General features: G+C 66.1%; 14 protein-coding genes. 6 read left to right on the forward strand and 8 right to left on the reverse strand.

Annotation, left to right across the window (positions count from 1 at the left end; translation table 11 throughout):
• Positions 1-371: 371 nt before the first annotated feature.
• On the forward strand, positions 372-3,470 hold the full coding sequence (locus tag BM362_RS37050; RefSeq protein ID WP_143132592.1) for an AfsR/SARP family transcriptional regulator: 3,099 nt from the start codon (positions 372-374) through the stop codon (positions 3,468-3,470).
• Between the two features lie 542 nt (positions 3,471-4,012).
• Positions 4,013-5,029, forward strand: a complete 1,017-nt coding sequence (locus BM362_RS37055) for a ParB N-terminal domain-containing protein (protein WP_157904898.1) — start codon at positions 4,013-4,015, stop codon at positions 5,027-5,029.
• A gap of 81 nt (positions 5,030-5,110) precedes the next feature.
• Here BM362_RS37055 and BM362_RS37060 read toward each other — a convergent pair whose 3' ends face one another.
• The 4 genes from BM362_RS37060 to BM362_RS37075 are packed head-to-tail and all read right to left on the reverse strand — an operon-like array spanning position 5,111 to position 8,422.
• Positions 5,111-5,920 (reverse strand): hypothetical protein, encoded by an 810-nt coding sequence (locus BM362_RS37060; protein WP_093576307.1) that lies wholly within the window; start codon positions 5,918-5,920, stop codon positions 5,111-5,113.
• Between the two features lie 28 nt (positions 5,921-5,948).
• Positions 5,949-6,761, reverse strand: a complete 813-nt coding sequence (locus BM362_RS37065) for an ABC transporter permease (protein ID WP_067581095.1) — start codon at positions 6,759-6,761, stop codon at positions 5,949-5,951.
• 6 nt (positions 6,762-6,767) lie between these two features.
• Entirely contained in the window at positions 6,768-7,538 is a 771-nt protein-coding gene (locus tag BM362_RS37070; RefSeq protein ID WP_093576308.1) for an ABC transporter permease, read from the reverse strand.
• Complete coding sequence (locus BM362_RS37075) at positions 7,538-8,422, reverse strand: ABC transporter ATP-binding protein (protein WP_198545306.1); 885 nt, start codon at positions 8,420-8,422, stop codon at positions 7,538-7,540. Before BM362_RS37075 ends, BM362_RS37070 begins: the two co-directional genes overlap by 1 nt.
• On the opposite strand from BM362_RS37075, the gene BM362_RS37080 reads away from it, so the two are divergent.
• A complete protein-coding gene (locus BM362_RS37080; RefSeq protein ID WP_244287406.1) occupies positions 8,325-9,518 on the forward strand; it encodes a putative PEP-binding protein in 1,194 nt (397 codons plus the stop codon). The genes BM362_RS37075 and BM362_RS37080 overlap by 98 nt on opposite strands.
• Here the strand turns inward: BM362_RS37080 and BM362_RS37085 are convergent.
• The 4 genes from BM362_RS37085 to BM362_RS37100 form a co-directional block, all read right to left on the reverse strand.
• Positions 9,481-10,587, reverse strand: a complete 1,107-nt coding sequence (locus tag BM362_RS37085) for a PLP-dependent transferase (RefSeq protein ID WP_167545572.1) — start codon at positions 10,585-10,587, stop codon at positions 9,481-9,483. The genes BM362_RS37080 and BM362_RS37085 overlap by 38 nt on opposite strands.
• 242 nt (positions 10,588-10,829) lie before the next feature.
• Complete coding sequence (locus BM362_RS37090) at positions 10,830-11,576, reverse strand: hypothetical protein (protein WP_093576310.1); 747 nt, start codon at positions 11,574-11,576, stop codon at positions 10,830-10,832.
• Positions 11,573-12,517 (reverse strand): nucleoside-diphosphate kinase, encoded by a 945-nt coding sequence (locus tag BM362_RS37095; RefSeq protein ID WP_067581088.1) that lies wholly within the window; start codon positions 12,515-12,517, stop codon positions 11,573-11,575. Before BM362_RS37095 ends, BM362_RS37090 begins: the two co-directional genes overlap by 4 nt.
• Before the next feature lie 37 nt (positions 12,518-12,554).
• On the reverse strand, positions 12,555-13,493 hold the full coding sequence (locus BM362_RS37100; RefSeq protein WP_067581087.1) for a putative PEP-binding protein: 939 nt from the start codon (positions 13,491-13,493) through the stop codon (positions 12,555-12,557).
• 460 nt (positions 13,494-13,953) lie between these two features.
• Between BM362_RS37100 and BM362_RS37105 the strand changes: the two genes are divergently transcribed.
• The 3 genes from BM362_RS37105 to BM362_RS37115 all read left to right on the forward strand — a co-directional run bounded on the left by BM362_RS37105 (position 13,954) and on the right by BM362_RS37115 (position 17,170).
• Entirely contained in the window at positions 13,954-15,174 is a 1,221-nt protein-coding gene (locus tag BM362_RS37105; RefSeq protein ID WP_093576312.1) for a M16 family metallopeptidase, read from the forward strand.
• Positions 15,171-16,025, forward strand: coding sequence for a GNAT family N-acetyltransferase (locus BM362_RS37110; RefSeq protein ID WP_143132593.1), 855 nt, complete (start codon positions 15,171-15,173; stop codon positions 16,023-16,025). The genes BM362_RS37105 and BM362_RS37110 overlap by 4 nt, the downstream gene beginning before the upstream one ends.
• A 128-nt stretch (positions 16,026-16,153) precedes the next feature.
• Complete coding sequence (locus tag BM362_RS37115; protein ID WP_143132594.1) at positions 16,154-17,170, forward strand: hypothetical protein; 1,017 nt, start codon at positions 16,154-16,156, stop codon at positions 17,168-17,170.
• Positions 17,171-17,203 lie beyond the last annotated feature (33 nt).

Here is a 17,203-nt window from a genome sequence, read left to right on the forward strand (position 1 = left end):
TACTCGATCTCTACCCAACTGCTACCCCTTCGCTGAAGGCCGATGGGTGCTGCGGTCCGGCCGCTTGCGACGTCGGCCGGGCCGCCATGCGGAGCGGTTGCTCCATCTGGCTGATCATGGGAACTGGACCGCATCGCTCGGTGCAGTACAGTTCGAGCTGGCTTCGCTGCTGGCTCGCTCGGTGCAGGACAAGCCGGCGGGCGGGCGCGGCCGGACATCTCGCACCGGCCGTCGGGGCCGAACCTGTCAGTTCTCAGCCGGAAACCGTTCGACGTTGACGACCATGCGGGTAGGCTTGCGAGCTGGACTCGGTACCGGTACTCGCGCTCGCGGGTGCGTTCGGTAGGCGGTCAGTAGAGCGAGAGGGGAAAGTGGCAGTCGAATTCTTGGCACTCGGGCCACTCGAAGTGCGTCACGCAGGACAGGCGATAGCCATCAATGGCATGCGGCAGCAGAAGCTCCTTGCGCTCCTGTTGCTGAACGTTAACAGCACCGTCTCGGTGGACTGGCTCGTTGACGAACTCTGGGAGGCGCCGCCCAAGTCGGTTCGCCAGCAGATTCACAACGCGGTGGCCGGCGTGCGCCGGACACTGTCCGGCTACCCTGGATTGCAGATTTCGACAAGCCCTGCCGGGTACCTGCTCGAGGCCGAGCGCAGCGCGATCGATTTGCACGTTTTCAGCGATCGCGTCAAGAACGTCGAACGCATCGACCCGATGGGCTGCCTCGACAACTCTGTCGCCGAATTGAGAGAAGCGCTGGCTTTATGGCGGGGGCGGGTCCTGCTCGGCATAACGAGCCCTGCCATCGACGCGATAGCGACCAGCATGGAGGAGCGGCGGCTTGTCGCTCGCGAGCGCTTGGCGGCGCTCCGGCTGGCTTCCGGCGAGTTCGCCACCGTCGTCGGCGAACTGAGGGAGATGGTCTCTCAGTATCCGTTGCGAGAGTCTCTGCGTTACAACCTCATGCTGGCGCTCTACAAGGCAGGCTGGCAGGCGGACGCGCTCGAGGTGTTCGACCATGCGCGCCGCGAACTCGCCGAAGAACTCGGCGTTGATCCCGGCCCGCAGTTGCGGGCCTTGCACGCGGATATCCTGCAGGGAGCCCGAGATATCGGCGTTCTGGTCAACGGCGAGATCAGAACGCTCGAAGCGCCCGGCACGCACTCCTCAGCACTGGCCGCCGAGCGGCCGGCACAGTGCTATCTGCCCAACGACACTCGGGACTTTTTCGGCCGGTCGGACGAGCTCACCGACCTTCTGGCGGACATCGAAGTCTCGTCGCCGACAGCGCTGTCGATCTCCGCGATCGGCGGGATGGGCGGAGTCGGCAAAACGGCTCTCGCGGTACATCTCGCACACCGCGTGCTGGCGGATTACCCGGACGGGCAGTTCTTCATCGATCTCCACGGTTTCACGCTCGGCGTCGAACCGCTGACGCCTGCGGAAGCACTGGATTCGCTCCTGCGGGACAGCGGTGTCGCGGGCGAACTGGTGCCGCCGGCGCTGGAGGGGCGGGTGGCCCGATGGCGGGCCCATATGGCCGGCAAACGCGCGATTGTCGTTCTTGACAACGCAGTCAACGTGGAGCAGGTGCGCCCGCTGCTCCCGGGGACGGCTGGCATCCTGGTCGTCATCACCAGCCGCCGCAAGCTCGCCGCGCTGGAAGGAATGACGTCCATCGACTTGGACGTGCTGCCCCATTCGGACGCGATCGAGGTGTTCCGGCTGGTCGCGGGGAAACGGCGGACGGAGGCCGAGGCGGAGGCGATCTCCAACGTGGTGCGTCTTTGCGGCCGCTTGCCGCTGGCGCTGCGCATCGCTGGTTCCCGGTTTCGCGAACGTCCCGCGTGGACCGTCGCCGATTTGGTAATTCGGCTGGAGGGGCAGGCGCGGCGCGGCAAGTTTCTCGAAGTCGAGGGCTGCAGCGTCGCGGACGTGCTGCGGGTCTCTTATCGCTACCTCCGGCCGTTGGGGAAGCGCGTCTTCCGCATGCTTGGCCTGCACCCCGGCGCTGATTTCGACAAATACGCGGCGGCCGCACTCGCCGGTATCTCCGCGGAAGAAGCGGAGGAGACACTCGAGGCACTGCTGGACGACAACTTGGTCCGGCAGGATGTGCCGGGGCGGTACTACTTCCATGATCTTGTTCGTGACTGCGCCCATGAACTGTGCGTAGACGTCGACAGCCGTGAGGACCGAGACCTGGCGCAGCGCGCGCTTCTCGACTACTACGTGCACGCCGCATTCGCTCACTGCGAGCCGCTCAGCCGAATCGAATTAGGGATGCCGCAAGCGGAACGACCCGCCTTCTGGACAGACGCCGAGGTGCAGGCCTCGACATCGGCCGGCGGGTTCGAATACGAGTTCGGCAATATCGTGTCATCGGCCCAGTTTGCGGCCGAGCGAAACTGGCACCGGACTGCGTGGCAGCTCGCCTGCATGGTCCAGCCGTATCTGCGAAGCCGCAACTACGACGGTAACTCGCGAAAGTTGTGCGAACTGGGCGTCGCCTCAGCGCGCTCGGACGGCAGCGAGCTGGCCGAGTCGATCTGTCTGCAGGGATTGGCGGCCGTGCACCGGGAGCGCGGCTCGACGGCCGAAGCGCACCAGCACTTGAACAGGGCGCTGCGTCTCAGCCGCGCGAGCGGGGACGAGGCCGTCCACATGGAGCAGTTGACCAATCTGGGTGCGCTCTTCTCGAATGAAGACCGGCTGCAAGCTTCCCTCGACGCTTACCTCGCGGCCGAGGAGAAAGCGGCACAGCTGAAGAACATCGACATGTTGCGCACCATCCGCAACAACCTCGGCGTGGCATGCCGAGACCTCGGCAGGTTCGACGAGGCTCTGGACTACCTGCACGCAGCTCTGGAACTGGAGCGCAGCCGGACGAATTCGATCCGCGGGACCGCTGTCCCGCTGTGGAACATCGCCTCGATCGCCCACTTCAGGAGGGAGCACCACAAGGCTGACGAGCTCTTCTCGCGGGTGTACGAGGACAGCGTGCGCGGCGGCTTCAGCCATGGCGAGGCCCTCGGACTCGTCGGCATGAGTGCGACGCGACGCTCGCTCGGCAAGGTGGAGGATTCCATCGACTTCGGCAGGCAAGCCCTTGCGTTGGCGAGGAGGTTCGCTTTTCGGCGAGTGGAATGCGAGGCTCTCAGCACGATCGGCGAGGCATGGTTTTCCTCGGGCGCGACAGCTAGTTCCTCCGAGGTGTTCGATCAGGCGATGAGCTATTCGCGCGAATACTCGTTTTCCCGCTTTATAGCGCGTGCGTTTGAGGGTTTCGCCCATATCGCTTACGCTCGCGGCGATATGGCGACGGCCGAGCGGCACTGGCGTGACGCGCTCGACACCTACCCTGCGAACATGCACGAACGAGCATACGCTCGTTTCCACCTTGACTCGTTGGGCAGAGCCGAGGCGGGAGACTGTTTCAGGTGTGGTTTCCACTACGACGCCGCGTAGGTCCGCACGGCGTTGTTCGCGCCGGATGCGGCAACGCGGAGACCAGGTTCAGTCCTCGATGTGCGCGAGCAGGAGGAAAAGCGCGACGACGTCGCCAAGATCCGGAGGAACGGGTGCTCCAGGATGATCGTGGGCTGCACGATACCCGTATGGCGCGAAGGCTTCCGACGACCGAGTGGGTCAGCTTCGCCGCCGACGCTGAGAACGCGCACTGATCCGGGTCAAGCGTGCCGCCGACGGCTCTTGCCGTGCAAAATGCCTCTCCACGCCGAAGTTCCGTTGAGACAACGCTCGACCGGACTGCTCGGCCTGGTCGAGTAGCTGCGGAGTGCCGGACCGGTAGCGGGATCTGGCAACGTTCTCCCGATCCGTCCGAACGACGGCCGCGGGAACGTGCGTTGTGCAGCGATCCCGCGCCGAGTCCGGCTTCCGTGCATGGGGAGGATGAGCGGTTACATGGTCTGGATGAATCGATGATGGGCAAGCCGTCTGACACGGATTCGGAAAGAAGCGAAACGACACACGTCCGAGAACCTGACCCGATGCGGCACGGGCAGTTCACGGTAGTCATGGCCCGGAAACCGGCACCGGCGTCGACCACCGTCTCGATTCCCCTGCACCTGCTGACGCCGTCGGATTCGCCGCGCTTAGCAGGCGAATCCGACGAGCACGTGCACGCTCTCGCGGCGCTGGATCGCCCGTTGCCTCCGATCGTCGTGCATCGGACGACGATGCGCGTGGTCGACGGGATGCACAGGCTCAAGGCAGCGGCACTCCGCCACCAGGACCGGATCGGCGTCGTGTTCTTCGACGGGAACTCGGACGAGGCGTTTATCGAGGCTGTCCGCCGCAACGCCCACCATGGGCTGCCGCTGAGCCGAGCCGACCGCACTGCGGCCGTGGTCAGGATCCTCGAGACCCATTCTCATTGGTCGAACGCGGCGATCGCGGCGACGGCGGGTGTCTCCGACAAGACGGTGGCCACGATACGCGCGCGTTCGACTTCGAAGATTCCGAGGTCGAACGGCCGTGTAGGACACGACGGCCGGGTACGGCCGGTCAATCCGGCGCTGGGACGGCGGCGCGCCGCCGAGTTCCTCGGGCGGAATCCGGACGCGACGCTGCGCGAGATCGCCCGGACCGCCGGGATAGCCATCGGCACTGCGAAGGACGTCCGCGAACGACTCCGCAACGGCCAGGACCCGTTGCCGCCAAGGGTCCGGAAGATCGACGACGAGCCTCGCTGGCTGGCACCGCCGGGCATGTTCGGCCGGGGCGACCCGTCGTCCGCCGCGAGAGCGGCTGGGACCTTCGACGACCTGGTCGCTGTCTTGAAACGAGATCCCTCGTTGCGGTTGAGCGAGTCCGGTCGCGTACTCCTCCGGTTGCTCGACGCCCACGCTTCCCACGACGATGACTGGGAACGACTCGTCGAGAGCATTCCCGCCCATTGCACCCGCGCGATCGCCGACGCGGCTCAACGCTGTGTGAACTCCTGGCGGCGCATTGCCGCACTGCTCGAATCCCGAACCTTCGAGCAGTCCGCGTCCGGTCGCTGAGGGGTGCAGAGAGAACAAGTGCTGGGGGGCCTCCGTTGCACAAGCGGAGGCCCCCAGCTTCTTCTCGGACGTCTTGCCGCGTCAGAGAACGCGCGCAGGGTCGGGAATCAGTGCAGCCGCCTTCAACGACGTCGGATAGGCGTAGGCGTCCGGTTCGGCCACAACCTCGGTGATGCTGGCCAGCGCCCGCTCCATCTCCTCGCGGCCGATACCGGACACGATGTCTCGCATCCAGGTGCGCAGCCAGTCGAGCACCTCGTCCGTCTCGACCAGGCCGAACTTGAGGGCTAGGCCACGGAGATGGATCTCGTCTGGCTGCCGCGCCCGGGAAACAGCGCCCAGATAGAGTCCGGGGAAAGTACGGCTCAGCGAACTGTCTGGAATCGTGTGCTGGTGCACGTACGTATCAACCCAGTCCGGGTCGCGGAGCGTCGCACGAGCGCCGTCCCGGCAGGCTTCGAAGACTTCGGTCCAGTCGCCGGTGTCTGCCAGCAACTGGTCGATGGCGTATTCGACCAGGCTGTGTGCCCAGCCGCGGCGGCTGTCGCGCTCTCCGGCGTCCGGGCGGCGCCAACCCGCTTGTTCAGCGGTGGTCCAGAACGTCTCGTACCGCCGGGCGACTTGGCCCATCCGCACATACGCCCATCCGCGCCTCCGGCGTTCCCCGGACCACCGGGTCCCGTAGTGGACGACCGCGTCACCCACCATGTGCGTGACGATCAGCTGGTCACGAGCGGACTCGTGGCGGTACCAGCTGTGCTCGTACGCCCAGTCGTGGCAGTTCAGGATATCCGGCAACATCAGCTCGAGCACCCGCTCGCCCGCGCGGAGATCCACGCTCCGCACGACTTCGGACCGAGTGGCTGTCTCGACATGGCCCAGGATATACATCGAATCCCTCTCCCTCGGATTGCGGAACTCAGGAAAACTCCAGCGTGCCCTCACGCCGCCCTGAGTCCAGGAACAGCTTCAGCAACAAAGCGCCTACCCCCAACCAAGCCAATCCGCTGCCTGCGGCGAGTCCCGCGTCCGCCAGGAGCGGAACGCCGACCTCGCCACGGGCCAGCCGACGGAGCGCATCGAGTCCGTAGGTCGGTGGCAGAAGATGAGCCAGCCAGCGCACAGGCAAGGGCCAGAAGCCCACCGGAACGACGGCCCCGCATACGGCGGAGGTGACAGCCGAGACGACCGCACCCATGAGGTTGCGCAGCTCCGGGCGGTTGAGCACGACGACCGCCATGGCGAACGCGAAGAGGTAGCTGGAAAGGCAGCTCACCACCAGAGCGCCGAACGCGAGCACTCCGGTCAAGACTGTCCACCGCACACCGAACAGCGGGCCGAGGACGAAGAGCGAAACCGAGGAAGTCGCGAGCGAACTCGGGATCCACTGCACGCTGCGTCCCAGGAAGACGGGCACCCAGCTCACCGGAGCCACGATCAGGAGCGGGAGCGTTCCGGCCCGCCGTTCCCACGCCGTCGACGCGCAGACCAGCATCAGTTCCGTCACCAGCACGGTCATCGCCGCGCCGACGAGCAAGTATTCCTGCTGCTCGCGAGAATCGAGCAGGCGGCCGATGAGCGCGTAGAAGGCCACCTGCGCCAAAATCCGAGTCAACCAGCCACAAGTCCACGTGACAGGCGTGTACATCGCCTTGAAGTCCGCGAAGGCGTTCGCCGAGCCCGCCCGGCCCACCCGCAACCAGGCCGCGGCAGTGGAGATCAAAGTCGTCATTTCTCCTCAGCTTCCGAACGAAATCGTTCCGGTTGTCCGGGCACGGTTGAGCACCACCGCGAGCAGGCCTCGGCCGAGAAGACCGCTGGCCGCACCCAACAGCACGATCACGAGGATCCGGAGCAACGGTGCCCGCGGCGCCTCGGACAACAGGCTTTCCCGGAGCAGATCAGAGCTCCAGGAAAGGAACACCGCGTGACTCAGCGGTTGCAGGAAGCCGGGGAGCAGCGCGACGGGCACCAGGACGCCCCCCAGTATGTAGAACGGGAAACTCAGCGAGTTCTGGAAGATACGTGCCGACCGGGACAATACGAACAACGAACTCATGACACCGGCCCAGCCGCTCATGGCGAAGACGGTGGCGATCAGCGCGAAGACGAAGACCGTGGGCGAACCCAAGGTGAGTGTCACTCCGAACGCGAACTTCGCGACGCACCACGACTCCGCCAGTCCTAGCAGGCTCACCGACGTCACGACCGCGATGCGACCGGTCAGCAAAGGCCAGAGGCTGGTTGGCGCGGCGATGAGCGCCTCGAGTGTGCCGTTTTCCCGTTCGACGTCGATCATGTCGCCTGCGATGAGCAACGACATGCCCCACAGCGCGATAAGCGCGGGTGCCAGCACTGCGTTCGCCTCCAGGTCCGGGCGCGCACCGTGGTGCACGATCGCCAGGAAGATCACCGTCATGAGCGGCGTCGTCGCTAGAGCCATCAGGTCGCCTGGTGATCGTCGCAGCAGGCGAAGCTGGAAAACTGCGCCGTTCAGCGCCGCATGCATCAGTGGACCTTCATTCCGCGGTCACCGATGAGGTGGAGGTAGACCTCTTCGAGATCAGGCACGGTGTTGCGCACCCTGGTCACGCCGGCCTGCACGAGAGACAGCAGGATCTCGCCCGCGGTGGCCTGGTCGTCGGCGTGGAACCGCAAGTACCCGTCGGGAAGCTCCTCGACCAAGCGCACCCCGGCCAGGCGGGAAATCCGCTCGCGCACCTGCTGGGGAACCTGCCAGGCATCCACCCGTTCGCACCGGGACACGAGGGATCCCAACGCGGACGGCGGTTCGGTGGCGATGAGCCTGCCGTTGTCGATGAACGAGACCTGGTCACAGACCTGCTCCGCCTCGGCCATGTCGTGCGTCGTGATGAGAATCGTCTTGCCGGCCCGGCGGAGCTGCTCGACGAGCGTCCGAAAGTCGCGTGCGCCCACGGGGTCGATGCCGTCGGTCGGCTCGTCGAGCAACACCACCGGCGGGTCGCCAATCAGGCCGCGTGCCAGATGGACCCGCTGCTTCATCCCCCGAGAGAAGCCTTCGACCCGATCGTGCTGCCGCGCGGTCATGCCGAATCGGCCGATGAGCTCGTCGAGCCGAGTGTTCAGCGCCTGGCCCCGCAGGCCGTACAGCGCACCCCAGTGCTGGAGGTTCTGCCGGACGGTGAGCCGTCCGTAGAGGCCGCGGTCGCCGCCGAAGACGATCCCGATCCGGGCACGGACCGCACGGGCTTCGGACACGACGTCGTGCCCGCACACCCGGACTTCCCCGCTCGTGGGCAGCAGGATCGTGGAGATGATCTTGCACAACGTGGTCTTGCCCGCGCCGTTCGGCCCGAGAAGGCCACGTACTTCGCCGTACCCGACGCTCAGCGCGACGTCGTCCAGTGCCACGGAAACCTTCCTCGTCCCGTCCGCCGTTTTCGCCCGTCCCCGGAACGTGCGGGTGAGCCCGCGGATTTCGATACACGAATTGCTCGCCACAATCGACACCTTTGTTTCCCGATCCGGAAGTCCGGCGTTCCGTCGGTCGATCTTGACGGCTCCTCCGCGGCCATGCAACAGTCGTCCAGGTTTGCCCGTCACCCTGCGAAGGAGAGCAGTGAGGCTTACGGTTGCTCTGAGCTATGAAAGATTCGACGAAACATTGGCCGCACACTTCGACGGCGTCGGGCTCATCCGCGGCGAATATGTATTCCGAGCGGAAGGCTGCTATCCAGCGCAAGAATCGGTGCGCAAGTTCCTGGAGCCGTATTTGCGCGCCGTCGCGGCGACCGCGGCACCACGCCGCGTGTGGTACCGGACGATGGAGGTCGACACCGCGGAAGCCAATGTGCTCGAGGGCGTCGAAGCGGTTCTCGTCGAGGAAGACCGCTTGCTCGGTCTCCGCGGAATCCGCCGTTCGCGCACTTACCCGGAAGCGTTCAGGGCCGAGCTGAGAGGGGTGGCGACGGCCCGCGCGGCAGGAGCCGACGTCGGGGTGATCATCCCGTTCGTCACCTACGCCGAAGAACTCGAGTGGGCAGTAGCGGAGATCGACCGCCACGCATCGGGTACCCCGGTCGCGACGATGCTGGAGACGCCAGCCGCGCTCGTCGAGCTCGACCGGCTCCTTGGCACCGGGATCAGCCGGGTGGTCATCGGGTGCAACGACCTGTCGTCGCTGCTGCTGGCTCGATCCCGGTCAGTGCGCGGCCCGGTTGAGCCGGCTTCGCCGCTTCTTCGCGCGATCGAGCTGGCCAGGCGCGAAACCTCGCGAATCGGCGCCGAGCTCGCCGTCGCCGGATACCTCAGCCCCGAGCTCATCTCTGCTTGCCGCACGCTGGGGGTCGACGAGTGCGTCGTGCATTATTCCGACCTGCCGAAGGTGTTCGGCCCTCAGTGGAACGACCTGCCCGATCTCGGGGTGCTGGCCGCGACCAAGGCCAGGACCCGGGCCGCCATCGCGGAATTCAACGCGCGGAACGGTTTCGAGCAGCGAGTGTACTGACCACACCGAGCAGTTCCTGAGCCGTTTCCTCGACCTCCTCCATCGGCCCGATCCCCAAGCTCACCCTGATGAAAGTCGGGGCGTCCGGCTGGTTGAGGAAGCCGGAGCGGTAGCTGCGCGCGCTGGTCACGTCCCAGCCAAAGCCGGCGCGGATGTCCAAGCGCAGGCGACGGTCACGGCACCGGGCCGCCCACTGGTTCACAATCGAGGTGTAATCGCGTTCTGGTTCGACGGCTGTGCGAAGGAAGACCAGGCTGCCGGGCCCTGTCTGACGCGCCAAGCCGGCGAACGCGTCGAGGCGGCCGGCTGCCGCGAAGTCAGTGTTCGCGATTTCCAGGCGCGTCCCGTCGAGACACTCGACGAATCGCCGGTTGCGTTCGGCGTGCAGTGCCATTCGCGCTGCCAGTGACCGGATCTCCGCCGCGCGCAGGAAATGGAACGCTTTGGACTGGAGCTGTTGCCCCGTCCGCCTGGCATACGCACGGACTGCTTCGATCGTTTCGCCGCTGCCGTAGACGACGCCCGCACTGCAATCGTGTGTCGCATACTTGATCGCACTTTCCACGACCAGCAGCCGCTCAGCGCAGGTCGCCCGAGCAAGCTGGCGGAAGTCGACGGCGTGGCTGAGGATCGAGTTGTCGACGACAACCACCGGTGACGGAGAGCCTCCGAAGACCGGCACGGTGCATACCGGCGCGTTCAACGCCGTTTCGACGAGCACAGCCGCGCATTGGTACCGTTGCAGGGCCGTGTCCAGTTGATCCGGCTGCGATAGATCGACGCGAACGACGGTGATCCCGGCCGGGGCCAGTACGGTGTCCAGCAGTTCGCCCGTCTCGAAGTACGACCGCCGGTCGACGATCACAGTGTCACCGGGCCGGAGCACCGCGGACAGTGCGACGTGGACAGCGGACATCCCCGAGTTCACCAGCACGGAACTGTCGGATCGGAAGGTCTCCGCGAACACCTGCTCGAGCCGCCGTCGATCACCGTGTTCGTAGGTGTCCCAGAAGGTACCGCCGGATGTGCCGGCCCGCTGGGCTGCGGCGGCGTCCCAGAATTCCTCCATGGTGAGGTAGCTGTCCGCTACCTCAGCTCGTCCGGCCAGCCAGGATCCGAAGGCGCGCTTCAGTTTGGTGTAGGCGGCCAGCGCCGGATACCAATTGTGCCGACCGGGCTCCGCCGCGGTCAGCCGATTCGCATCGTCGGTGAACGCTTTCACGTGCGGGCAGGCATTCGCGGCGCGGACCTCGTCTGTCAACGCGCTCGTGAGATCCCTGAGGTAGGACCATTCGGCGGGGAGCCCGAGCATCACAGGTCCACGACGATGAGCTCGTAGGGGAACGGCATCCCGGGCACCCGGCCCAGATCCCCGGCGTGTGCGACTGTCCCGTGGCCGCCCAGCAGTTCGCACCACGCCTCTAACGTCCGGTGTTCGGTGGTGCAGTCGACGTCAAACTCGTTCAGGCAGGTGTTGAAGAAGATGTCCGCGAACTCGTGCAGGTGATCGCTCACAGTTTCGCTCACGCAGTTCTCGACCACGACCCATCGTCGAGCACCCAGCTCGCGCGCCTGATCGAGCAGTTCGGGTGCGGATTTCTCGTGGTGCAGCACCGTGACCATCAGGACGGTGTCGGCGACCGGCCGCACGGTCAGGAGCTCTTCGAACGGCGACACGGGGAGCCGCGGTGGTTCCGGGTACGCTCCCCTGCGTTCCCAGCAGCTGATATCCCGGCATCCGAGTTCTCGCAGCGCTGCTGCGACCGTGGCGTCGCCGGCCAGCAGATCGACGACGCGGCCGCGTACATGCGGTCGGATCGCCGCAGCGACCGCTGCGGATCGCTGCTCCGCGAACACGCGGTTCCATGTGTCTCGGACACCGGACTCGCGAAGCAACCGGCGCCCGGTCTTCGACGAAGGCCCCTCCTCGGCCAATGCGGCACCGATCGACGTGGCGAGTTCGGCGGCCTCGGCTCGATGGAGATCGCGCTCGAATACCAGGGCCATCCGGCCGGCGAAGTCCCCGGCCACGGTTTTCGGATCCCAGGTGACTGTCACGGAAGGCGCTCCTTCAGATATTCGGATTGGTGGAATGCCAGGGATGTCAGCAATCTCTGCTGTTCGAAGTCGGTCAGCCGGAAGCCCGCCGACTCCATCGCGCGGACGAGTTCGAAACCGAGGCGAAGGGAGTGGCAGCGGGGATCAACGAGCGCGGTCAGCAGGTGACCGAACGACCCCGGAGAAGGTCTTGGGGAGTAGCCGGCGGTCGCACGCTCCCGCGCCTGGTCGCAGAAGCACGCGAACCGCTTCGCCTCGTCGAACGGATCCGTCGCCGGTGCGTCCGCGAGAAAATCCCGGGCCAGTGCCGCGACCTCCGGGAAGCCCAGGCCGACAGATTGGGCGGTGTCGACGGTGAGTGCGACCGAGAGGCGGAGGATCGCAGTGACGACGGCACTGTGGCGCGAGCTCTCGTCACCCGGCGGCACGTAGGCGCGCAGATCGGCGATCTCACGCCAAGACGGGCGACGGTCCATGGCCACGACTTCGTCGATGCCCATCGGCGCAAACAGTGCGGCGATGTCCCGTCTGGCTTCTGCGAAGTCGTCCGGGGTGTGGAGGAGCGACAGGCAGCGCCCGGACACGCGGGACAGCCAGCGCAGAGTTCCCGGCGCCCGTTCGAATGGGACGCTAGCGCCCTTCGCGTCGTGCAGTGTCCGGCTCGCGTCGCGGCCGTCCCGCCGGCCGAGTACGACCGCCAGGGACGAATCCATCGCAGCCAGCCGGGCGGTGAGCAGTACTCCGTACTGGCGCCCGGACTCGGAGGTTTTCGATCGGGTGCCGGCATAGAGCGTCGAAAGGTGTTCCTCGTCCAATTGGAGCGACCGACACGCTACCGGAAAGAACCCTCGTGCCTGGAGCTCTTCGCCGAGCGCGGGCACGAGGCCGAGCCGCACCGCGTCGGGCAGCAGGACAGCGAGTGCGTGGTCGGCTGAAGGCATGGGCACCTCGGGAATCGTCGGAGTGGCTGAGCAGGTCTCACCTGGCGTCGTCCAGCCGCAGTCCGGCGGCAACGACGGTGTTCGAACTGTGCATCGCGCCGGAGCGCACGAGCTTGGCGTCACTGGCGTGCCGGTAGCGCAGGATGAGGTCCTGGTCGCGATAACCCCCGATCGCCGGGTCGACAAGCCGCGCCCAGTCCGCGTAGTGCACCGTCCAGGCTTCAAGCGGGATCTCGGTGAACTTGGCGACCGTCGCGGCCGGGTAGTTGCCGGCGATGCGGCACGCCACCTTTTCCGCGTTCGCGGTGCGCCATATGTGCGTGATGAGCTCGCGGACTGCACTGTGCGCCGAGTTGAACCTGGGGTCGCTCCGAGCGGACCCTAAGGTCAGACCGGTCAGGTCGTTGAGGCCGACCAGCAGGCACCCGGCTCCGGCACTCAGGAAGTCCGCCACCGTGAGCGCCGCGGAAGGCACCTCGACCATCACGCCGACGGGGTTCGCGATGCCTCTGCCGCGGATCACGGAGAGCACCTCGCCGAATTCCTCGGCGTCGCGGACGAACGGGACGACAAACCCCAGGTTGGGCGCGCCGTGCGCCACCTCCGCGACGGCGTCCAACTCAGCGGTGAACTCGTCTGGGAATCGACGGTACCGTCGCGCTCCCCGCATTCCGAGCAGCGGATTGTCGTCGTGGACTACATTGGCATTCGCCTGGAGGACATTGACGTCGCGGGCTTCGAGATCGGTGAAGCGATACCAAACCTGTCGGGTTCCGGCCGCGTCGACCACCAACCGGAGATATTCGTGCAAGGCCGCCGCACAGGAGGCGTCCTGCCAGGCCTTGCCGCACCGCCGGACCACGTACTCGCTCCGCACGAGACCGATGCCGCGGCACGAAGCGAGCACACGCCGGTCCGGGTTCTCGCCGCTGAGGGCCAGCCACGCTTTCGCTCCGAACAGACTCGCTGACGACACAAATCCCCCTCGAATGCCGAACCAATGCGAATTCTTTCACGCCGGAAAAGACGAAAATCCAATGCGATCGACATTCACACGAGGCGGCAAAAGTGTCAAACTTGGTTGAACTTGTTGAACAATGCTTGCGCCAGAACGGAGACGCTGCTAGCGTTCATCGCATCGAAGCGGTGATCACGGAATCCTGCCGGACTCCCGCTCGGACATTCCCAGCACCAATCAGGATCGCTCCCTGCTTCATCGGAGCACACACCATTGTGCGACCGGATTCGGTGCGGACGTGGTTTCCGCCTGCCGGCGGAGAAACTTTCACGATTGAAGGGAGGGAAACAATGTCGCGCAACGCTATCGCCAACCTTCGCCCGAAGCTGGTTGTGAAGGGCAAGGGCAAGTAGCCCGCCGGGCGCGCGGCCCTGCGGGGCCGCGCGCCCCCTTCTTCCGGAACCCGAAAGGTCTGGTCATGTTCACAGCGAAGACCCTGGGCGAGGCCAGGGTTACGGCGGACAGCGATCTCGGTCTGGACAGCTTCACCGTCTGCGTGACGGTGCCATCGTCGTCCCGGGACGAGCCTGGCGACCGGATCGGCGTCACGCACATGCTCGAGCACCTCGTAATGAGTGCTCCTGCCGACAGTCGCCGACGCAGCTTCTGCGACTGGGTCAGCGAAGTCGGCGGCCAGGCCAACGCCATGACCACCAAAGAGACCGTGGTCTACTGGGCACGGACCCCACCCGATTCGGCGATCGACTGTGTACTGCGGCTGACCCGGGCGATCGCGGATCCCGCCTTTCCCGACGACCTCTGCGCTTCCGAACGACGGGTCGTCCTCCAAGAACTGCTCAGCGCGGCAGCGGATCCCGCCGACGTCGCGACGGAACGCTTCTACGCCCAGCTTTTCGACGGTCACGAACTTGGCCGGCCGGTAGGGGGCACCGCTGACGATTTCCCGGATTTCACCCCACGCGAACTGCTCTCTTGGCACCGGCGGGGGTTGACCGCCCGGCCGATCGCGGTGTCCCTTGTCGGGCCTGACGAGCTCATGGGGGAAGCGATAGACGCCGTGGCCGCGTCCCGCCTCGCGCAGTCAGTCTCGTCGTCACAGGACAAGAGGAAGGCCCCTCGACTGCAGGAAAGCCGACGGGTGGAGGGCTTCCGGCCAGCTGCGGACACGGACTACATCTGCCTCGCAGTCGGCGGATCCGGTGCGTCTCGCCGGCACCAGTTACAGCCCGCGTACGAAGTGCTGGCGGCACTCGTCGGCGGGATACCCGGCTCGTTGCTCTACGAGCGCTTGCGCAAGGAACTCGGCGCCGCGTACCAACTGCAGACGATCAACACGGCTTTCTCAGACTGCGGCGCGTGGCGAGTCCTGGCCGGAACGACGCCCGCAGAGGCGGCAGCAGTCGAGAAGGCGATCTTCGCTTGCCTCGACCAAGTCGCCAGCGGGCGACTGCCCGAAGGCGCGTTCGAGTTCGCGATCGCCCAGTGCCGAGGAGCGGTGCTGATCGACAACGAGGACCCGGTGTCGCGCGCCTACTTGACCGGGGCACGGGCGTGCGACGAACTTCCCGGAGAATCGCCGGTCCGGCGCATGGAGTCCGCCTTTAAAACCATCGATGCCGACATGGTCGCGGAGTCGGCGCATCGGGTGCTGGAGACCTACGTGGCGGTGTCGTCATGACCATGAGCACCTCCGGCGGCGTCGACCGGATGCTGTCCGAACTGACCTCGCGAGGGCTGCCTCGCACTCGCGCCCGGCTGTTCGCTGCCGAGAAGATGGTCCTCGCGGTTGGGGACGTCCGCCTGATCCTTTCGATCCGCGATGAGCCCCTCAGCGGCCGGCGGGAAGCCCTGCTCGCGCTGGACACTGCACCGGTGGTGTCGGAACCGGCCCTGCTCAACGAGGTACGCGACGCAGTGCGAGAACGGGACGAGAAGGTCAGCACCCTGGTCTTGCGTCTTCCGCCCGAGGTCGAGCCGACCGATACCTTCGTGGGCAAGCGAGCCACCCAGTACATCGTTGCCGGTCCCGATGTGCGCACCGTGACGGAATCGGGAGAGTGGACGCTCCGGCCCTACGGGCCGGAAAACCACGACGCCGTCGCCGCTTTGCTCCGCGAAGCGCTCGAACTCGGCTACCGGACGACGGTGCCGGACGTTCCGGTTCCGGACGTCGGCGAATTCGTGGAATCGCTGCTGAACAGCGACGGCGTCACCGTGTTCACGGCTTACCACCGGGACACGTTCGCCGGGCACGCGACCGTCGTCACAGACGAGGACGAGCTGACCGGTGCCCCACAGCTCGAACTCTTCGACCAGTTCGTCCTGCGGGAGTGGCGGGGCACCGCCGCCGGCGGGCTCCTCGCCTCGGCCGCTGTCGGGCGGGCACGCTCGGCGGGCCACGCCTTGCGCGGCCACGTCGTAGGGGACAATCCGCATTCCGAAGCGGTCACCGCGCGACTGCTCGCAGCGGGTTGGCATCGTGCCGAAAGCTACTGGGCGGTGCCGCTGAGCGGAGGTGCGGACGCTTGAAGCTGGAGCCCGGCCATATCGTCGACCTCGTCGAATCCTGGCTGCCCGCACCGTCCTCGGAGGTGTCCGAAACGCTCCGGGACCTCCGCAAACGGGCCCCGTCGTTCGTCCCGACCTGGCTCAGCGCCGTGGCCACTCGCACGACGCTGCCCGACCACCTCGCCCATGAAATCGACGAAGCCCGCCGGCGGACGCAGCTGTTACGTACCGTGCGTGACACCGTGGTCGAGGTGGTACCCGGGGCGTACGCGATCAAAGGACACGCGGTGGCGGATCGGTATCCGTCGCCGCTCGTCCGCACGATGATGGATCTCGACCTGGTGGTCACCGACGTCGATTCGCTGTGGCTGATCGCCGAAGTCTTGCGAGATCAGTGGAAGGCCGCGGTGCAGGCGGTGATCCGCTACCCAGCTCGCGCGGGAGGTGCATTCGGCGAGCACTGCGTCATAGCGACTGTCGTCGCCGCGAGGGACGGTGAGTTCGAGTTGCCGCTCGCCATCGATCTCTACACACACGGGTTCGCCGGTGACATCGGCACAGTCCCTGCTCGGAGGGAGATCGGGCGTGCCCCGGTGCTCGGTACCGCCGAACACTTGACGAGCATCGCAGCGGAGGGGCTTGAAGGCGGCTTCTCGCCCAAGGACATGGTCGACGCGGCAGTTCTCCTCCTGGGCACCGACGCCGAGAAGGAGTTCCGGCTTGCACGCGAGTATGCGTGCGAGCTGAAGCTGGTGCCGGAACTCGCCCGGCTGCTGACACTCGCCCGGGTTCATGGACTTCCGCTCCCCTCCTTCGCCGTGGTCCCCGATCGGGAGGCCCGCGAAGGTCGGTTCAGGAGAGTCGCGGCGCATTTGCTGAACAGCGCGCACTATCCGCGCACGGCTCTTCTTCAGGCACTGCAACGCTCGGAGGTGTTTCCCGGTCCCTGGGCCAAAATTCGCCGCAGGGCATGGCGTCTCGTCGACGACGTGCTCCCAGTGTCAGCACGGGTCCGAACCCAGCTGCTCGGCTTCGGAGTCCCAGTTCGCCGGACAGGAAGCTACGACGGGCAACTGCTCAGCGGGGCGGGAAGGGAATTCCTTCTCGTCAACTCGGCTCAGGTCAAGGAGCGCTGGCTCGATCCTGCTCTCGAATTCCTGGAGTGAGGCAGTCGTGCGAACAAAGGCGTGCCTGGTACC

The sequence above is a fragment of the Amycolatopsis rubida genome, from assembly GCF_900115345.1.
Classification (GTDB): domain Bacteria; phylum Actinomycetota; class Actinomycetes; order Mycobacteriales; family Pseudonocardiaceae; genus Amycolatopsis; species Amycolatopsis rubida.

Excerpts from the sequence above, each read along its gene's own strand:
- BM362_RS37080 (WP_244287406.1), top strand. The coding sequence starts at position 8,325 with ATGATCTTGCACAACGTGGTCTTGCCCGCGCCGTTCGGCCCGAGAAGG.
- BM362_RS37055 (WP_157904898.1), top strand. The coding sequence starts at position 4,013 with ATGCGGCACGGGCAGTTCACGGTAGTCATGGCCCGGAAACCGGCACCG.
- BM362_RS37110 (WP_143132593.1), top strand. The coding sequence starts at position 15,171 with ATGACCATGAGCACCTCCGGCGGCGTCGACCGGATGCTGTCCGAACTG.
- BM362_RS37060 (WP_093576307.1), bottom strand. The coding sequence starts at position 5,920 with ATGTATATCCTGGGCCATGTCGAGACAGCCACTCGGTCCGAAGTCGTG.
- BM362_RS37065 (WP_067581095.1), bottom strand. The coding sequence starts at position 6,761 with ATGACGACTTTGATCTCCACTGCCGCGGCCTGGTTGCGGGTGGGCCGG.
- BM362_RS37085 (WP_167545572.1), bottom strand. The coding sequence starts at position 10,587 with ATGGAGGAATTCTGGGACGCCGCCGCAGCCCAGCGGGCCGGCACATCC.
- BM362_RS37070 (WP_093576308.1), bottom strand. The coding sequence starts at position 7,538 with ATGCATGCGGCGCTGAACGGCGCAGTTTTCCAGCTTCGCCTGCTGCGA.
- BM362_RS37095 (WP_067581088.1), bottom strand. The coding sequence starts at position 12,517 with ATGCCTTCAGCCGACCACGCACTCGCTGTCCTGCTGCCCGACGCGGTG.
- BM362_RS37105 (WP_093576312.1), top strand. The coding sequence starts at position 13,954 with ATGTTCACAGCGAAGACCCTGGGCGAGGCCAGGGTTACGGCGGACAGC.